The sequence below is a fragment of the Rathayibacter sp. PhB152 genome (assembly GCF_003751395.1).
GTDB classification, from domain to species: domain Bacteria; phylum Actinomycetota; class Actinomycetes; order Actinomycetales; family Microbacteriaceae; genus Rathayibacter; species Rathayibacter festucae.
In genome coordinates this window covers 18,231-34,669 of the sequence record NZ_RJUT01000003.1, presented here as the reverse complement: position 1 = coordinate 34,669, position 16,439 = coordinate 18,231, and the positions used below count along the sequence as shown (strand labels likewise).

Sequence of the window (16,439 nt, the reverse complement as noted above, 5' to 3'; positions counted from 1 at the left end):
CCCGCGGGCCGGCTGAGCGCGGGCTAGCGGTGGGGGCGCTCGACGTCGTCGCCGGGTGTGCGCTCGTCGGGGCCGTGCGAGCGGCGGTACTGCCAGCCGGCGAGGGCGAGGATCAGCACGCCGCAGAGGACGGTGATGATGTCCGGCACGGAGACCCCGTCGCCGAGCGAGCTGATGCCGGCGCCGAGGAGCAGGACGCCGCCGATGAGGTAGAAGATGACTCGCGTTTTCATGGCCTCGTCGCTTTCGTCCGCCGGAACAGGCCCTGCGATGCTACCCGGTCGCGCCGGACGGCGGCCGGGCGCGGGTCCAGGCGCGCTGGACCTCCGGCACGCGGAATCGGCTCCGGCACGCTCAAATGCGTCGGAACCGCGAGCCCGGGGTGGAAGCACGAGCCGAACGTCGTGACGCGCGAGCTCCGGCACGCGGAAACACCTCCGGCACGCTGAAATGCGCCGAGATCGCGAGCCCAGAGCGGAAGCGCGAGCCGAACGTCCGAGCGGAGTGCGTCCGGGGTGCGGGAAAGGTCACCTCGCCAGGGGGGAACCCCCTGCTGATCGAGTAGCCCGCGCAGCGGGCGTATCGAGATCCATCCGCGTCGAGAGGACGAGTCTGCAGACCCGCCCTGCTGACGACGGTGGGTCTCGATACGCCCCTGCGGGGCTACTCGACCAGCATGGGTCTGTGGGATCGCGCTTCTTCGATGCACTGGCGAGTGGCCTGCCCATGCTGATCGAGTAGCCCGCGGAGCGGGCGTATCGAGCGGAGGGGGCGCCTTCGGCGCCAGCGCAGGGCGGGGAAGAGACCGACGTCCTTGCGGTGGTGGGTCTCGATACGCCCCTGCGGGGCTACTCGACCAGCATGTCTGCGGGCGTCTCTTCCAAGTAGATCCACCCGCGTCGAGAGGACGAGTCTGCAGACCCGCCATGCTGGGGACGGTGGGTCTCGATACGCCCCTCCGGGGCTGCTCGACCAGCAAGCGGGTGAAGCGGCCCTCGACTAGGGGGCGCGGCCCGGGCTGTCAATGGGGCATCGGCGTGTCTGTCCGTCGATTCCGCGTGGAGGGGCTCCACCGGTTACCGTCCCCGAGGAGCCGTCCGCCGTGGGCGGCTCGCACTGACGAAGGGCGCCCGTGGCCACGCTGACCTATGGACCGCAGAATCTCGAGATCGAGTTCGAGGAGCGGGTCCTCGCCCACCTCAAGGTCGCCGTGCTGTCGAAGCTGCGGCGCAACGAGGCATTCTCCCTCTCCTGGACCGAGGACGCCTCCACCGGCCACGGCCGCAGCTCGGTCTGGCTGCACCCGTCGGTGCCGCTGCACTTCCGCTTCGCCGACACGCACCAGCCCAAGCTCAACCGCGCGTGGATCGAGCAGATGCTGAGCGTCGCGAGCATGCACGGCGAGCTGTCCGTCCTCCCGGAGCCCGAGGAGACGCGCCAGGGCTCCTGACCCCGCTGCCTTCTCCCCCGGGACCGGATCCGTCAACCCCACCCCCCATCACAGGGTCACGACGTAGCGTCTGAGGACAGTGACCGGGCGGTTCTCCGTCGGTCGCGACCACGGACGGAGACGACGATGACCGATACCGCGCGAGCAGTCGCAGCACCCACCCTGACCGGGACGGGAGGCTCCCTGCGCAAGGACGAGCCGATCGCCGTCCGCCACGCGCCCGATTCCACCTCGACCGCCTCCCAGCCCGTGCTCGGCTGCCGGATCGACGTGAGCGGCCGGATCTTCACGGTCGAGCTCGAGATGGCCGGCGTCTTCCTGCGGCAGGTGCGCCGCACCCTCCGCGACGGCGACAGTGCGCTCGTCCTTCTGCGCCACGTCGACGGGATCGAGATGATCCCCTTCACCCGCGCGACGCCGTTCGAGGTCTCGGACATCGTCTGCCCCGAGGGCGTCGAGCCCGCGCAGGCACGGATCGCCGAGGGGCTGCGCGCCCGCTAGGACGGCCGCGGCGCGGGGTCGATCCCGCGCCGCCGTTAGATCGGATCCGCGCAGCCGCCGCGATCAGGCGGGGAGCGACGCCTCGATCAGCTGGACGATCCGCGGGTCGTCGGGCTCGACCGTCGGGCGGAAGCGGTGCACGGTGCCGTCGGCGGTGATCAGGAACTTCTCGAAGTTCCACTTCACCTTGCCGGCCTTGCCCGCCTCGTCCTCGGTCTTGGTCAGCTCCGCGTAGAGCGGGTGCGCCGAGCGGCCGTTGACCTTGACCTTCTCGAACATCGGGAACGTGACGCCCCAGGTGGTCGAGCAGTACTCCTTGATCTTGTCGGAGTCGCTGAGCTCCTGCAGGAACTGGTTGCTCGGGAAGCCGAGCACCGTGAAGCCGCGGTCGCCGTACTGCTTCTGCAGCGCCTCGAGCTTCTCGTACTGCGGAGCGAGGCCGCAGCGGGAGGCGACGTTGACGATGAGCTTCACCGGCGCGTAGTCGGCGAGCGTCGACGAGGATCCGTCGATCGTGGTGAGCGGGATGTCGGTGATCGTCTCGGGCACGGGGGGCTCCTTGTCGAGGAAGTGGGGGTGATCGTCAGGCTATCCAGTGCAGCCGTGCGCGGGCCGCGAGACACTCCTCCACAGCCGCGCCCTCACCGCGACTGTCCCCCGTCGGCGCAACTCCCTCCCCGCCGGTGTGCGAGCGACGCCACCATGGAGTCATGACCCCCTCCTCGCAGCAGCTCGTGTCGGTGGGTGGGCGGCGCCTGCGGCTGACCAACCTCGACAAGGTGGTCTATCCGGAGGCGGGGTTCACCAAGGCCGACGTCCTCTCCTACTACGCCTCGGTCGCCTCCGCGATGCTGCCGCACCTCGCCCGGCGGCCGGTCACCCGGAAGCGCTGGGTCGACGGGGTCGGCACGGCGGAGGAGCCCGGCGAGGTCTTCTTCGAGAAGAACCTGCCCTCCTCCGCGCCCTACTGGCTCAGCCGGACGAAGCTCGCGCACTCCTCGCGGGACATCGAGTATCCGCTCGTCGACGACGTCGCCGGGCTGACCTGGCTGGCCCAGCAGGCCGCACTCGAGCTGCACGTGCCTCAGTGGCGGGTCGGCTCGGACGGCGAGCGGCGCCCGCCGGACCGGCTCGTGCTCGATCTCGATCCGGGCGAGGGGGCGGGGCTGGCGGAGTGCGCCGAGGTGGCGTTCCTGGCGCGGGACCTCCTGGAGGGGATGGGGCTCGCGCCGTTCCCGGTGACCAGCGGCAGCAAGGGCATCCACCTCTACTGCCCGCTGGACGCCTCCGCCTCGAGCGATCAGATCTCCTCGGTCGCGCACGAGCTGGCGAAGGTGCTGGAGGCCGACCACCGCGATCTGGTCGTCTCCGACATGAAGAAGACCCTGCGCGAGGGCAAGGTGCTCGTCGACTGGAGCCAGAACAGCGCGGCGAAGACGACGATCGCGCCGTACTCGCTGCGGGGCCGGCTGCTGCCGTGGGTCGCCGCGCCGCGCACCTGGGAGGAGATCGGGGCGGCGGACCTGCGGCACCTCGCTCCGGACGAGGTGGTCGAGCGGCTGCGGAGCGACGGCGACCTCCTGCGCCCGGTGCTGGCCGCGCGCGGTGCGGGGCTCGAGCCGTCGCCGGAGCGGATGGCGGGTTTCGCGGCGACCGACGCCTCCGCCGACCGGCTGGCCGCCTACCGGAGCATGCGCGACGCCTCGAGGACGCCGGAGCCGGTGCCCTCGCCGGGGGCGGGGATCGCGACGTCGGGCGACACGTTCGTCGTGCAGGAGCACCACGCGCGGCGGCTGCACTACGACTTCCGGCTGGAGCACGACGGCGTCCTGGTCAGCTGGGCGGTGCCGAAGGGTCCGCCGCTGGACGGCGATCCGAACCGGCTGGCGGTGCAGACGGAGGACCACCCGCTCGAGTACGCGACCTTCGAGGGCACGATCCCCGCGGGCGAGTACGGCGGCGGCGAGGTGCGGATCTGGGACGAGGGCACCTACGCGCTGGAGAAGTGGCGCGAGGGCGAGGAGGTGATCGCGGTGCTGACGGGCCGGCCGGACGGCGGGCTCGGCGGCGAGCCGCGCCGGTACGCGCTGCTGCACACCGGGGCGAAGGGCGGCAAGGGGGACGAGAAGAACTGGCTGCTGCACCTCATGGCGCCGGGGGCCGCGGCGCACGGGGGACAGTCACACGGAGGGAAGGCGCACGGGCGCGGGGTCGGGGTGCGGAAGGGCGGTGGCCCGTCTGGGGCGTCGGGTGCTGGAGCGTCGGCACCGTCCGCTACGGCTCCCACCGGTTCCGGAGCGACGGCGGCCTCCGGTGTCGCGCCGACCGCGGAGGCCGCCGCCTTCCGGCCGATGCTCGCGACCGCCGGCCGCGCGGCGGACATCCCCGGGGACTCCGCGATCGAGATGAAGTGGGACGGCTATCGCGCCCTGGTGCGGGTGGCGGGCGGAGCGGTGACCCTGACCAGCCGGAACGGCAACGACCTGACGGCTGCGTTCCCCGATCTGCTCGCCCCGATCGCCGAGGCGGCGGCGGTCGACTGCGTGCTGGACGGCGAGATCGTCGCGCTCGACGACCGGGGCCGGCCCGACTTCGGCCGGCTGCAGACCCGCGGCGGGCTGACCAAGCCGCGCGAGATCGAGGCGGCGGCGCGCGTGACTCCGGTGCATCTGATGCTCTTCGACCTGCTGGCGATCGACGGAACGGAGGCCGTCGGCCGCCCCTACGACGAGCGCCGCGCGGCTCTGGAGCAGCTGGCGACCGAGAACGAGCGAGTGCACGTGCCGTCGGTCTTCGACGGCGACCTGGAGGAGGCGATGTCGACGAGCCTCGCGCTCGGCCTGGAGGGCGTGGTCGCCAAGCGCCGGGACGCGGCCTACCGGCCGGGCGTCCGCTCCGGCGACTGGGTGAAGCTCACCCACCACCGCGTGCAGGAGGTGGTGATCGTCGGCTGGCGCGAGGGCGAGGGCGGACTCGTCGGCTCGGTCGGCTCGCTGCTGACAGCGCTCCCCGGCGATGACGGCCTGGTCTACTCCGGCCGGGTGGGCAGCGGCTTCAGCGACCGCGAGCGCCGCGGCCTCGTCGACCGCCTCGCCGAGCACGCGACCGACGAGCCCGCGGTCTCCGTCCCGCCCGCCGAGTCCCGCGGCGTGCACTGGGTCGAGCCCGTCCTCGTCGGCGAGGTCCGCTACCGCGAGCGCACCGCCGGCGGCACCCTCCGCCAGCCCGTCTGGCGCGGCTGGCGCGCCGACAAGTCCGCCGCGGAGGTGCGCCTGGAGTGAGCGGCGAGTTACTGAGAGACGAGGTTGCGGTCTTCTGGGATCACGCCGCTCACTTCGCTCGCCCGCCTGTGTAATGCGGACAACTCGATGGCGTTGCGCCAGCGTTTCGCACAAACGCGAGCCGAAAACCCCCGCACAGCCGCACCTACAAGGAGGAGAGAATGCCATGGACAGAAGAGCCGCGGTACCGTTCAGAGCCCGCTTGGCTTTATCGTCAGCACTGATCGACCTTGGCTTACACGCCTCGCGCAGCTTGATTCGGCTAGCGGAGCGCGAGAAAGCCGAGTCGAGCGAAGCCTATCGATGGCAAACCGTCGGCGGTCAAATGCCGCTCGCAACCATCCATCGCCTCGCCCTCGTCAGCACCGACCATTACCACGCCTTCGCTCGACTCCTTCGACTTGCGGAGCCCTATGCCCCCTCATTGGCATCGCTAGCTCGATCGTTCGGAGAGGTCAGTGGTAAAGCCTGGTGGCTACTCGAGTCCACTTCCGCTGAACAACTCAGTCATCGTACGGCGGCCCTCAAGCTGTCGGACACGACGAGTGCTGGAAAGCGAGAAATCAGCACCTTCGGACCTGACGGGGTCTCGACGCCCGTCGCGGATCCCCTGCAGTCCGCTCAAGCAGCACTGACTCGATCGGAGGTCTCTGGAAAGCGCGAAAAAGTGCCGAATTACACACAATCCTTCGAACTCGCCTGCTCCAAGTCCGAACTAAAAGGCGGGACCGAGCTTTATCGCCACCTCTCAGGAGCCGCCCACGGCTCCCTTCTGACTATGGGATCACTCACTCACGTCGGTCCGCAGAATGCGGATGGCTCCGCCTACACATACCTTGCCCTGTCACTCGATCTCACCGAAAGCTATCTGGATGCCCTTGTCGGAATAATGAGTTCCATCGTTCGGCGCGTCTCGGTCGCTTATGATGCGCAGGATGAACTCGAGAGACTGCGGCAGGTAGTGATACGCGTGGATGACTCGATCAGAGCAGTCCTTCGAGAGGTTGAGTACCGCTGACATTCGTCTCCGCACCGACTCTTGCGGGTGTGGCAATCGGCATGCGAAGCGAGACGCCGGCGCTCAGTGGAGGTTCTTCAGTCGAGGCGGACGCCGCGGAGGAGGACGAGGGTGGAGCCGACGGCGACGCCGGTGCCGATGAGGACGCCGCCGGCGCCGGCCGCGGCGGCGATGGTGCCGAGGAGGGTGGGCAGGGCGATCAGGCCCATGCGGTTGCCGGCCAGGCGGAGGGAGAGGGCGCGACCGTGGCGGTCGGCGGGGGTGCGCTCGATCAGCCAGGACATGGTGATCGGCTGGCCGATGCCGAGGCCGAGGCCCAGCAGGGCGACGGCGACGAAGAGCAGCGCGGTCGGCGCGGGCAGGGCGGTGAGGATCAGGCAGACGGCGGAGACGACGATGCCGGCGATCATCACGCGGGTGCGGCCGAAGCGCGAGGTCGTCGCGCCGAGCAGGAGGCGGGAGGCCATCGAGGCGAGGGCGCGGACGGTCAGCAGGGCGCCGACCACGCCCGCGGGGAGTCCGCGTTCCGCGCCGAGGGCGGGCAGGTAGACGACGGTCAGGTCGACGGCGGCGACGACGGTCGCGCTGGTGAGCAGGGCGCGGGCGAGGCCGGGGATCCGCAGCAGACCGAGCGTCGAGCCCTCGGACGGCGCTGCGGCGGCGGGGCGGGGTGCGGGGCGGGCGATCGCAGTGGTGACGGCGAGGAGGAGGACGGCGAGCGCGCCTCCGACGAGGAACAGCGGGGCCGGGTCGGGGCGGACGGCGCTGCCGGCGAAGACGGGGATGAAGGCGGGGCCGATCGCCTGGCCGAGGGAAGCGGCGAAGGTGTAGTAGCCGAAGCGGCTGTCGAGGCGGGTGCCGGCCGCTCCCCCGGCGACCACCGCCTGCTGGCCGACGACGCAGCCGAGATGGCCCGCGCCGAGCAGGGCGGTGCCGCAGAGCAGGCCGACGAGGCCGCCGCCCGCGAGCAGCAGCAGCCCGGCGGCGGCGATCGTCAGCAGCGACCCGCAGGCCATCACGAAGCGGGCGCCGACCCGGTCGACGAGGCCGCCGACGGGCAGCGCGATCAGCAGCGGCACCACCGCGAACGAGGCGCCGAGCGCTCCGAGCGCCCAGGCCGGCACGTCGAGCTGGATCGCCTGGTAGACCGCGGCCGGCCGCAGCAGGAAGGCGACGGCCTGGATGAGCACCGCGTGCGTCAGCAGCGCGCCGGTCGAGAGAGCCTGGCGGTCCGGCACGGCGCTCCCTCCCCTCGACGGGCGGTCGCCCGCCGTCCATCCTGGCGCACCGTCGGACCGCACCCCGCGCGCACGATCGCCGGCCCCGAAGCGTTGAGCGAGGAGCCCGTTGGACTGAGTCGCCCGAGAAGGCTCGTTCTTGGGCGCGGGAACGGACCTTCTCGGGCGACTCAGCGCGCGAAGCGGGATAAGCGGCGCGGCTCCGGCGGCGGCACCCACCACGTTGGACTGAGTCGCCCGAGAAGGCTCGTTCTCGGGCCAGGGAACGCGCCTTCTCGGGCGACTCAGTGGGTACGGGGCTCCCGCGGGCAGAGAGTGGCGGCGATCCGGCGCGAACGGCTCCTTCGGCGGCGGGGAGGGAGCCGTTGGTGACGGATCGGGGGACACGGAGGGGCGGGCAGGAGCGCGGGCGTCGGCGGGTCAGCGGTCGAGCGGCTCCGGGAGCGGCTGGGCGTGCTCCGGCAGGACGCCGAGGTGGTGGCGGCCGCGGAGGCGGAACCACGCCAGGCCGACGGTGACGACCGCGCCGACGACGATGAGGGCGATCCAGCGGAGGGGGCCGTCGCCGTAGACCTCGGTCCGGGGCCAGGCGAGGTTCACGGCCATCGCGGCGCCCCAGAGCACGGCGACGATGTTCACCGGCAGGCCCAGGCGGCCGAGCGAGAAGTAGCCGGCGGGCGCATCGGCGGTGGGCCAGCGGCCTCGGAGGCGGCGCAACAGCAGGGGGACGGTGACCAGCAGGTAGGCGAGGTAGATCAGGATGACGGCGACGCTCGTCACGGCGGTGAAGATCTCGGGGGTGCCGATGTTGACGACGAGGATCAGCACGGCGAGCACGCCGATCAGGACGGCCGGGGCGACCGGGGTGCGGCGGCGCGGGTCGACGCGGGCGAGCAGGGTGCTGCCGGGCAGGGCGTTGTCGCGGGCCATCGCGAAGACCAGGCGGATGCCCGCGGTGTGCACGGCGAGCGCGCAGACGGTGATCGCGACGACGATGCAGCCGAGGAACACCGAGCCGAGCGGGCCGCCGAGCACCTGCAGGACCACCAGCTGCAGGCCGCCGGACGGGGAGCCGAGCGCCGGGTCGGCGAGATCGGGGGCGGCGAGGAGGCCGAAGAGGATGATCAGGCCGCCGAGAACGAACGAGGCGATGATCGCGCGGAGGATCGCGGCGGGGGCGGTGCGCCGGGGGTCGACGGTCTCCTCGCCGAGCGAGCCGGCGGTGTCGAAGCCGTACATCACGTAGGCGGAGGCGATCGCGGCGATGAGGAACGCGCCGAGGTAGCCGCCGGGGACGCCCTCGCCGCGGCCGGCCGTCTCGAGGACGACGCTCGGCGGGTTGACCGCATTGGCGGCGAGGATGACGACGAGCAGCACCGCGGCGACCAGCTCGATCAGCACGCCTACGCTGTTGATGCGGGCCATCAGCCGCACACCGATCGCGTTCACGCCGGTCGTGAACGCCACCAGGATCGCGCCCCAGAGCACCGCGCTGACGCCGGCGCTCGTGCCGGTGCCGTCGCCGACGAGCTGGAAGCCCCGCCAGATCTGCGGGAGCGTGCTCTGGTAGGCGAGCACGACGGCGGCGAGCGACACGACGGAGGCGAGCGCCATGATCCAGCCGGCGAGCCAGCTCACCGTCGGGCCGGCCAGGCGCTTGCTCCAGTTGTAGACGGAGCCGGCGACGGGGTAGCGCGCGGCGAGCTCGGCGAAGCAGAGTGCCACGGCGAGCTTGCCGGCGAAGACCATCGGCCAGGACCACCAGTAGGCGGGGCCGCCGTTCGCGTAGCCGAAGGAGAAGAGCTGGAACGTGCCGGTCAGGATCGAGATGTAGCTGACTCCCGCGGCGAAGCTGCCGAAGCGGCCGATGCCGCGGGTGAGGGTCTGCCGGTAGCCGGACTCGGCCATCCCGTCGTCGGACATCCGCGCCTCCATGCACGGGGTCGGGGCGTGCGAGGTCAGGATGGCAGGCCGCTGCGGGACGTGGGGTGCGGGGGCACGGATGGGGGTGGTTGACGGAGCAGGCAGGGGAGGGTCTCGATACGCCGCTGCGCGGCTACTCGACCAGCATGGGGACGCCGCTGCGCGGCTGCTCGACCAGCATGGGACGTGAGCGCGTCAGCTCGTCGAGGGGGTCGGCGGGCCGAAGACGAGGAGGAGCTCGGCGGGGGCGGCGGACTCGTTGGCGACTCCGTGGTGGCTGCCGGCCGGGGCGTAGAGGGCGTCGCCCGCGCGCAGCACGGCGCTCTCGCCGTCGACGGTCATCACGACCTCGCCGAGGACGACGACGTAGAGCTCGTCGGAGCTCTCGGGCGAGCAGCTGCCGGGGTCGCCGGAGAGGTGCACGTGCTCGCCCTCGGAGGTGCCCGGCTCGAGGTGGAAGCGCATGACCGAGGCGGCCAGCGCCGTGGTCGAGCGGAAGTAGTACTCCAGATCGAGCACGCCCGAGCCGCCGTAGAGCGGGCGGCGGCGCGCATCCTCACCGAGTCTCTGGATCTGCACGGGGTCCTCCTCCGAAGTCGGTCCTCATCAGCCTGCCGGACGCGCGGCGCTCAGCCCAGGAGCGGCGCCGCGACCGGCGGCGTCACTCCGAAGGCCGACACGTCCTCGCTGGTCGCACCGTCGAGGGCGAGCTCGGCGAGCACGCGGCCGATGGTCGGCGTGAACTTGAAGGCGTGCCCGGCGCCGAGCCCGACCAGGATGTCGGGGTGCTCGTCGAGCGGGCCGAGGACGAAGCGGCGGTCCGGCGTCAGCGCGTACTGGCAGGTGACGGTCCGCAGCACCTCGCCGGCGGTGGGCACCACGGCGCCGACGAAGCCGGTCAGCTCCTCCAGCAGCTCGGCCGAGGGGACGAAGGTGCGCTCGCGCGGCGCCATCAGGTTGTCGGAGACGTCGCGGGCGGCCTTGATCGTCGGCTCGCCGTAGGTCGGGAAGCCGTAGAAGCAGTGCTCGTCCTCCCAGATCCAGACCGGGAAGCGCTCGCGGTCGAAGGTGCTCGGCTCGGCCGGCGCGAAGTAGCTGACCTGCTCCTGCATCGTGACGAGCGGGATCTCGGCGCCCAGCGGCGCGAGCAGCTCGTTCGTCCAGGCGTCCGCGGCGAGGATCACCTTGCCGGCGAGCACGTCGCCGCCCGCGGTGCGCACGACCACCCCGTCCTCGCCGGGGAGCAGCGCCTCGACCGGCGTGCGGTCGCGGATCACGGCGCCGTGCTGCCGAGCGCGAAGCTGCAGCACGGCGACCGTGCGGGCGGCGTGCACGATGCCGGAGTCGGCGGTGTACACCGTCTGCGTGCCCTCGGGCAGCGAGAACTGCGGCCAGCGCGCGGTGACCTCGGCCGGCGTGAGCAGCTCGAACGGGACTCCGCTCTCGGTGAGACTCGACCGGAACGCCTCGGCGGAGTAGGGGCTGCCGGCCGGGAAGAACACCAGCCCGCCCGTGATCGTGACGAGCGACTCGCCCGACTCCGCCTCGAGGTCGGCCCAGTCGAGGTACGCCGACTGCGCGAGCCGGACGTACTCGGGGGCACCGTAGGAGGTGCGCAGGATGCGCGAGGTGTCGTGCGAGGCGCCGCGCACGTGGCCGAGCTCGAACTGCTCGAACGCGACGACCCGGGCGCCGCGGCGGGCCAGGTGGTAGGCGGCGGCGCTGCCGAGAGCGCCCATTCCGACGACGGCGACGTCGAACTTCTCCATGCTGATGCTTCGCTTCCGTGGATCGGTGAGGGCCGCCGGGATCGACGGCTCGGGTGACAGGGTCAGAGGACCTTGGACAGGAACGCGCGGGTGCGCTCGTGCTGCGGGTCGGCGAGGATCCGCTCGGGCGGCCCCGACTCGACGACGACGCCGCCGTCCATGAAGGTCACCGTGTCGGCGACCTCGCGGGCGAAGCCGATCTCGTGGGTGACGACGATCATCGTCATGCCCTCGGCGGCGAGGTCGCGCATCACGTCGAGCACCTCGCCGACCAGCTCGGGGTCGAGCGCGGAGGTCGGCTCGTCGAAGAGCATCAGGCGGGGTCGCATCGCGAGGGCCCGGGCGATGGCGACCCGCTGCTGCTGACCGCCGGAGAGCGAGCGCGGGTACGCGTCCGCCTTGGCGCCGAGGCCGACCCGGTCGAGCAGCAGGCGGGCGCGGGCCGTGGCGTCCGACACCTTCTCGCGGCGGACCACGACGGGCGCCTCGATCAGGTTCTCCAGCACGGTGAGGTGCGGGAAGAGGTTGAACTGCTGGAAGACCATGCCGATCTCACTGCGCCGCGTCGCGATCTCGGCGTCGCGCAGCTCGTGCAGACGGCCGTTGTGGCGGCGGTAGCCGACCAGCTCGCCGGCGACGCTGATCGTGCCCGCGTCGATCTTCTCGAGGTGGTTGATGCAGCGGAGGAAGGTGCTCTTGCCCGAGCCGGACGGGCCGAGCAGGCAGGTCACCTCGCCCGGCGCGACGGTCAGGTCGATGCCGCGGATGACGAGGTTGCCGCCGTACTGCTTGTGCACTCCGGTCGCCTGGACCATGGGCGCGGTCACAGCGCTCCCTCCCCTCGGGCGGCGGGCCGCGGCCTCGCGCTCGCGAGCAGCGCCCCGAGCGGGGTCGGGCCCTGGACGAGCCGGTCGCCGCGGGAGAAGCGCCGCTCGATCATCCGCTGGCCCGCGCTGAGGACGGTGGTGACGAGCAGGTACCAGAGGCTGACGGTGATGAGCAGCGGGATCACCTCGAAGTTGCGGGAGTAGATGGTCTGGGCGGCGAAGAGGATGTCGGGGATCGCGATCACGCTCACCAGCGACGTCGTCTTCAGCATCGAGATCGTCTGGTTGCCGGTCGGCGGGATGATGACCCGCATCGCCTGCGGCAGGACGATCCGGCGGAAGACCTGGGCCCTCCGCAGCCCGAGCGCCTCGGCGGCGTCGACCTGGCCGGGGTCGACCGAGAGCAGGCCCGCGCGGACGATCTCGGACATGTAGGCGCCCTCGTTGAGCCCGAGGCCGAGGATCGCGGCGAGGAACGGGCTGATCAGCACGTTGGTGTCGGCGCTGGCGAAGGTGGGGCCGAACGGGACGCCCAGGCTCAGCTCGGGGTAGAGCGCGGCGAGGTTGAACCAGAAGATCAGCTGCACCAGGAGCGGCGTGCCGCGGAAGAAGGCGACGAACGCGCCCGCCGCCGTGGCGACCACGAGCGTCTGCGACTGCCGGCCGACGGCCATCAGGACGCCGATGACGATGCCGACGACCATCGCGATCACGGTGAGCAGGAGCGTGGTGCCGAGTCCGCGGAGGATCCGCCCGTCGAGGAAGTAGCCGAAGACGCTGCCCCACTCGAAGTTGGGATTGGTCGCGATCGAGTGGGCGAGCAGCGCCGCGAGCACGAGGATCACGACGGTCGCGGCCCGCCGGCCCCAGTGCCGGACGGGGACCACGGTCTCGGGCGGCGCGGTGGTCGTCGCGCGCTGCTCCACGGCGGTCATCCGCTGATCTGGGCCGGGTCGGTGTAGAGCTCGGCCTGCTCGACCGCGCCGACCTCGACGCCGAAGCGCTGGAGGTTCTCCTCGTAGTCGCCCGTCATCATCAGGTGCTCGAGGGCGGCCTGGAAGGCGGGGGCCAGCTCGGAGCCGTCCGGGAAGGCGATGCCCCAGGGGCTCGGCTCGAAGTTGACGTCGAGCGCCTCGAGCGCGCCGTCGGACTGCTCGGCCTGGAAGACGGCCGGCGGGACGGCGCTGACCGTCGCGTCGACGCGGCCGGAGCTCAGGGCGAGCACGGCGTCGGCCGCGGTCGGGAAGGTCGAGATCTCGATCGCCGGCTCGCCCGCCTCGGTGCAGACGGCGTCCCACTTCGGCAGCGTGATGTCGTTCTCGGTCGAGCCCTTGAGCACGCCGACGGACTGGCCGCAGAGCGTGTCGATCGTGAGGTCGAGCGGGTTGCCGCCCTCGACCAGCAGCGTGGTGCCGCCGAGGAAGTCGCTGACGAAGTCGACGGTCTCGAGCCGCTCGGCGGTGACGCCCAGCGCGGCTGCCGCGGCGTCGATCTTCCCGGAGGCCAGCGAGGGGAAGAGCGCGTCGAACTTGATGTCCTCGAAGACGACGTCGAGGCCGAGCACCTCGCCGATCAGGCGCATCTCCTCGGGCTGCGAGCCCGAGAGCGTGGTGCCGTCGTCGGCCAGGTCGAGCAGGGGCGGATAGCCGGGGCCGCTCGCGATGCGGATCTCGCCGGCCGCGGCGATGTCCTCGGGCACCAGGTCGGCGATGCTCTGCTCGAACAGGGCGCTCGGCTCCGCGTCGGTCGTGGCGGCGGCGTCGGCCGAGCAGCCGGCGAGCAGGGCGGCGGAGGCGAGCACCGCGGTGACGACGGCGGCCCGGCGGGCGGGGTGCGGCGTGGCGCGGGGCGCCGTGCGGGTCGCGGGGCGGGGGACGGTCGGGTTCATGGGACTCCTAGGGCTGTGGGAAGCGTTCGTGGAGCGGGTGACGGCGCGCCGCCGTCGCGCTCGGCGGGCCGTCGTGACCGCCGCCGGGCGAGTGCGATCACTGTAGGAACGGCGGGTTCCGGCGCTGTTACAGTGCGTGCTGGCGGCGATTCGGGCGCCACGGGATTGACGGTTCTGCAGAGGGGCGGCTCGTGAGCGGACGCGTGACGACGGGCCTGCGGGTGGTGCGGCTGCTCGGCGAGCGGCCGGATCCGACGGCGCCGCTCGGGGTCGGCGCTCTCGCCGCCGAGCTCGGCGCGCCGCTCAGCTCGGTGTCGCGGCTGTGCGCGGAGCTGGAGCGGACCGGGCTGATCGAGCGCGGCGCGGACTACGGCAGCTACCGCCTGGGCGCGGTGGCCGTGCGGCTCTCGGGGCGGGCCGCGGCGCCGGTCGCGCGGTCGCTCCGCTTCGCGCTGACGCTCGCCGCGCAGCAGACCGGCGAGACCGTCGTGCTGGCGGCCGGAGCGCCCGGGGCGATGCGGGTGATCGGCAGCGTGCTCTCGTCGTGGACCCTGCACTCCCCCGCCGCGGTCGGCGAGCGGATCGACGACGCGGGGAGCGCGATCGCGCGGGCGGCGGATCCGCTGGGGCCGGGCGACGAGACAGTCGAGGAGACGATCGAGGGGCTGCGGGTCGAGATCGCGACGCCGCTGCTGACGCCCGGCGGCGAGTGCGCGGCGGTGCTGGCGGTGCGGCTGCCGGCGGTGCGGCTGCGCGAGAACGGGCCGCGAATCCGGCGGGCGCTCGCCGTCGCGCGGCGGAGCATCGAGGCGGGGCTGAGCGGCTCGCGGGAGGCGGGCGCGGGGCACGACACGGCGGACAGCGACGAACCGACGATCTCAGCCGCCCCTCCCGCCGGGGGTTCCGCCCTCCACGCCGTGCTGCCGCTCCTGCAGCACCTGGCCGACGGGCCGGACACCGCCGCCGGCGCCGCGCGGGCGACGGGCCTCCGCCGCGACCGCACCGGCCGGCTGCTCGAGGCCTGCGTCGCGGCGGGCGTGGTCGAGCGCGGCGCCGACGGGGAGTTCCGCGTCGCCTGGGTCGTGCACGGCTGGTTCCGGGCGGCGGCCGCTCCGCTGATCGTCTCGCGCGGCGGGCCGCTGGTCGCGGAGGCGGCGCGGAGTCTGCGCGCCTGCGCGTTCGTCACCGTGCTCGCGGGGATGCGCAGCCTCACGCTCGTGGAAGAACTCGAGCTGGCCGGCGACGGCCTCGCGATGATCCCCTGGCTCGGCCGCGCCCACCCGATCGTCGGCTCGGACGGCGGCCCCACGATGCTGATGGACCTCGAGCCGGACGAGCTGACGCAGCTGTTCCCGGCCCGGCACACCCCGCGGGACCTGGCCCGGTTCCTCCGCCGGATGCAGACCGTCCGCCGCGACGGCGTCCTCTCGATGCAGGCCTACGACGACGCCGGCATGGTCTCGATCTCGGCCCCGATCCGCGACGCGAGCGGCGCCGTCGTGGCGGCGGCCTGCCTGGTCGGGATGACCGACGACGTCACCGCGCGCTCCCGTGAGCTCGAGCGGGCGGCGATCCGGCTGGCGGAGGCGGTGTCGGGCGTCCTGCGCTGAGGGTGTCCGCGTGCGGGCGTGCACAACTCAGGCCGGAAGCCCCGAGAACCGCGAATTCTCGACCGATCGCGCCTTCCGGCCTTGGTTGTGCACGCACCGGTCCTCTGAGGGAGCACGGACCTCCCCGTACAGAGGGCGATGTCCCTGCTGATCGAGTGGCCCGCGCAGCGGGCGTATCGAGATCCACCCGCGCCAGAAGGACACGTCTGCAGACCCGCCCCGCTGACGACGGCGGGCCTCGATACGCCCCTGCGGGGCTACTCGACCACCATGACGCGGCGCAGCCGCGCCCTTTCCCTCACCACTGAGACGCGAAGCGGCTTCACCATCCCGAGACGCCCCCGAGGGCTGCTCGACCGGCACGAAGGGAGGCCGACTCGGCGTGGGCTCGCGCGCATCAGCGCGTCGTCGCCGGGCGAGTGGGAGCGGCTCCCGACGCGAGGGAGCGCACATCGCTCCGCAGGTCAGCGGCTCCGCTCCTGGCGCGGGATCTGCGTCAGGTCGATGCCGAGGACGCTCCGGAGCTGCGCGGCGAACGCCCGCTCGAGGTCGGCGCAGACCGGGTCGCCCTCGGCCCAGATGCGCGCGGCCCGGCAGCTCGCCTCGATCCGCTCGGCGGTCGCAGCCCGCCACCACTGCGGGTCGGCGGCTGCGGCGAGGAGGCTGCGGGCGTCCTCGACCTCGCGCCGGTAGCGGGCGAGCAGTCCGCGCGTCCTCTCGGGGTCGGCCTTGGCCACCCAGAGGTCGTCGATGTGGGACTGCAGTTCGGCGTCCCCGACGCGGCAGGCGTGCAGGACCAGCTCGCGCGCGTTCTCGACCGGCGGGGTGCGGGTGTCGTCGAGGCCGGCCACGGTCAGGGCCGTTCGCCGGCGATGCGGTGGTCTTCGGGGGGTCGGGGGTCGTGCAGAGTCGTCATCGAGATCCTTCGGCGCGC

Annotated in this window: 15 protein-coding genes; 5 read left to right on the top strand and 10 right to left on the bottom strand. The window is 72.5% G+C overall.

Annotation, left to right across the window (positions count from 1 at the left end; all coding sequences use genetic code 11):
* Positions 1-23 precede the first annotated feature (23 nt).
* Positions 24-233 carry a hypothetical protein gene (locus EDF36_RS07155; RefSeq protein ID WP_123706287.1) on the bottom strand — a complete coding sequence of 70 codons (210 nt, stop codon included), beginning with the start codon at positions 231-233 and terminating at the stop codon, positions 24-26.
* Positions 234-1,132: 899 nt separating this feature from the next.
* On the opposite strand from EDF36_RS07155, the gene EDF36_RS07150 reads away from it, so the two are divergent.
* On the top strand, positions 1,133-1,450 hold the full coding sequence (locus EDF36_RS07150) for a hypothetical protein (protein ID WP_260300567.1): 318 nt from the start codon (positions 1,133-1,135) through the stop codon (positions 1,448-1,450).
* Positions 1,451-1,576: 126 nt separating this feature from the next.
* Positions 1,577-1,951 (top strand): hypothetical protein, encoded by a 375-nt coding sequence (locus tag EDF36_RS07145; protein WP_123732470.1) that lies wholly within the window; start codon positions 1,577-1,579, stop codon positions 1,949-1,951.
* Positions 1,952-2,014: 63 nt separating this feature from the next.
* On the opposite strand, the gene EDF36_RS07140 is transcribed toward EDF36_RS07145, so the two are convergent.
* Positions 2,015-2,500: a glutathione peroxidase gene (locus tag EDF36_RS07140; protein ID WP_123448041.1), complete on the bottom strand. Its 486-nt coding sequence runs from the start codon at positions 2,498-2,500 to the stop codon at positions 2,015-2,017.
* A 161-nt stretch (positions 2,501-2,661) separates the two neighbouring features.
* Between EDF36_RS07140 and EDF36_RS07135 the strand changes: the two genes are divergently transcribed.
* Positions 2,662-5,232, top strand: coding sequence for an ATP-dependent DNA ligase (locus tag EDF36_RS07135; protein WP_123732469.1), 2,571 nt, complete (start codon positions 2,662-2,664; stop codon positions 5,230-5,232).
* 166 nt (positions 5,233-5,398) lie between these two features.
* Entirely contained in the window at positions 5,399-6,250 is an 852-nt protein-coding gene (locus EDF36_RS20880) for a hypothetical protein (protein WP_148059240.1), read from the top strand.
* 77 nt (positions 6,251-6,327) lie between these two features.
* Here the strand turns inward: EDF36_RS20880 and EDF36_RS07130 are convergent, their stop codons facing one another.
* The 7 genes from EDF36_RS07130 to EDF36_RS07100 all read right to left on the bottom strand — a co-directional run bounded on the left by EDF36_RS07130 (position 6,328) and on the right by EDF36_RS07100 (position 13,895).
* On the bottom strand, positions 6,328-7,488 hold the full coding sequence (locus EDF36_RS07130; RefSeq protein WP_123732468.1) for an MFS transporter: 1,161 nt from the start codon (positions 7,486-7,488) through the stop codon (positions 6,328-6,330).
* 420 nt (positions 7,489-7,908) lie between these two features.
* Positions 7,909-9,411: an APC family permease gene (locus tag EDF36_RS07125; protein ID WP_260300565.1), complete on the bottom strand. Its 1,503-nt coding sequence runs from the start codon at positions 9,409-9,411 to the stop codon at positions 7,909-7,911.
* Positions 9,412-9,606: 195 nt separating this feature from the next.
* Entirely contained in the window at positions 9,607-9,990 is a 384-nt protein-coding gene (locus EDF36_RS07120; RefSeq protein WP_123732466.1) for a cupin domain-containing protein, read from the bottom strand.
* 50 nt (positions 9,991-10,040) lie between these two features.
* Positions 10,041-11,180, bottom strand: a complete 1,140-nt coding sequence (solA, locus tag EDF36_RS07115; protein WP_123732465.1) for an N-methyl-L-tryptophan oxidase — start codon at positions 11,178-11,180, stop codon at positions 10,041-10,043.
* A gap of 62 nt (positions 11,181-11,242) precedes the next feature.
* The gene (locus EDF36_RS07110) at positions 11,243-12,007 is read right to left on the bottom strand and encodes an amino acid ABC transporter ATP-binding protein (RefSeq protein WP_123732464.1); all 765 of its coding nucleotides are present in this window, start codon (positions 12,005-12,007) and stop codon (positions 11,243-11,245) included.
* Positions 12,004-12,942 carry an amino acid ABC transporter permease gene (locus tag EDF36_RS07105; protein WP_123732463.1) on the bottom strand — a complete coding sequence of 313 codons (939 nt, stop codon included), beginning with the start codon at positions 12,940-12,942 and terminating at the stop codon, positions 12,004-12,006. The genes EDF36_RS07110 and EDF36_RS07105 overlap by 4 nt, the downstream gene beginning before the upstream one ends.
* On the bottom strand, positions 12,939-13,895 hold the full coding sequence (locus EDF36_RS07100) for an ABC transporter substrate-binding protein (RefSeq protein WP_123732462.1): 957 nt from the start codon (positions 13,893-13,895) through the stop codon (positions 12,939-12,941). The genes EDF36_RS07105 and EDF36_RS07100 overlap by 4 nt, the downstream gene beginning before the upstream one ends.
* A 191-nt stretch (positions 13,896-14,086) precedes the next feature.
* Here EDF36_RS07100 and EDF36_RS07095 point away from each other — a divergent pair, with 191 nt between their 5' ends.
* A complete protein-coding gene (locus EDF36_RS07095; protein ID WP_123732461.1) occupies positions 14,087-15,505 on the top strand; it encodes a helix-turn-helix domain-containing protein in 1,419 nt (472 codons plus the stop codon).
* 464 nt (positions 15,506-15,969) lie between these two features.
* Here EDF36_RS07095 and EDF36_RS07090 read toward each other — a convergent pair whose 3' ends face one another.
* Positions 15,970-16,356, bottom strand: a complete 387-nt coding sequence (locus EDF36_RS07090; protein WP_123706277.1) for a hypothetical protein — start codon at positions 16,354-16,356, stop codon at positions 15,970-15,972.
* Positions 16,357-16,439 lie beyond the last annotated feature (83 nt).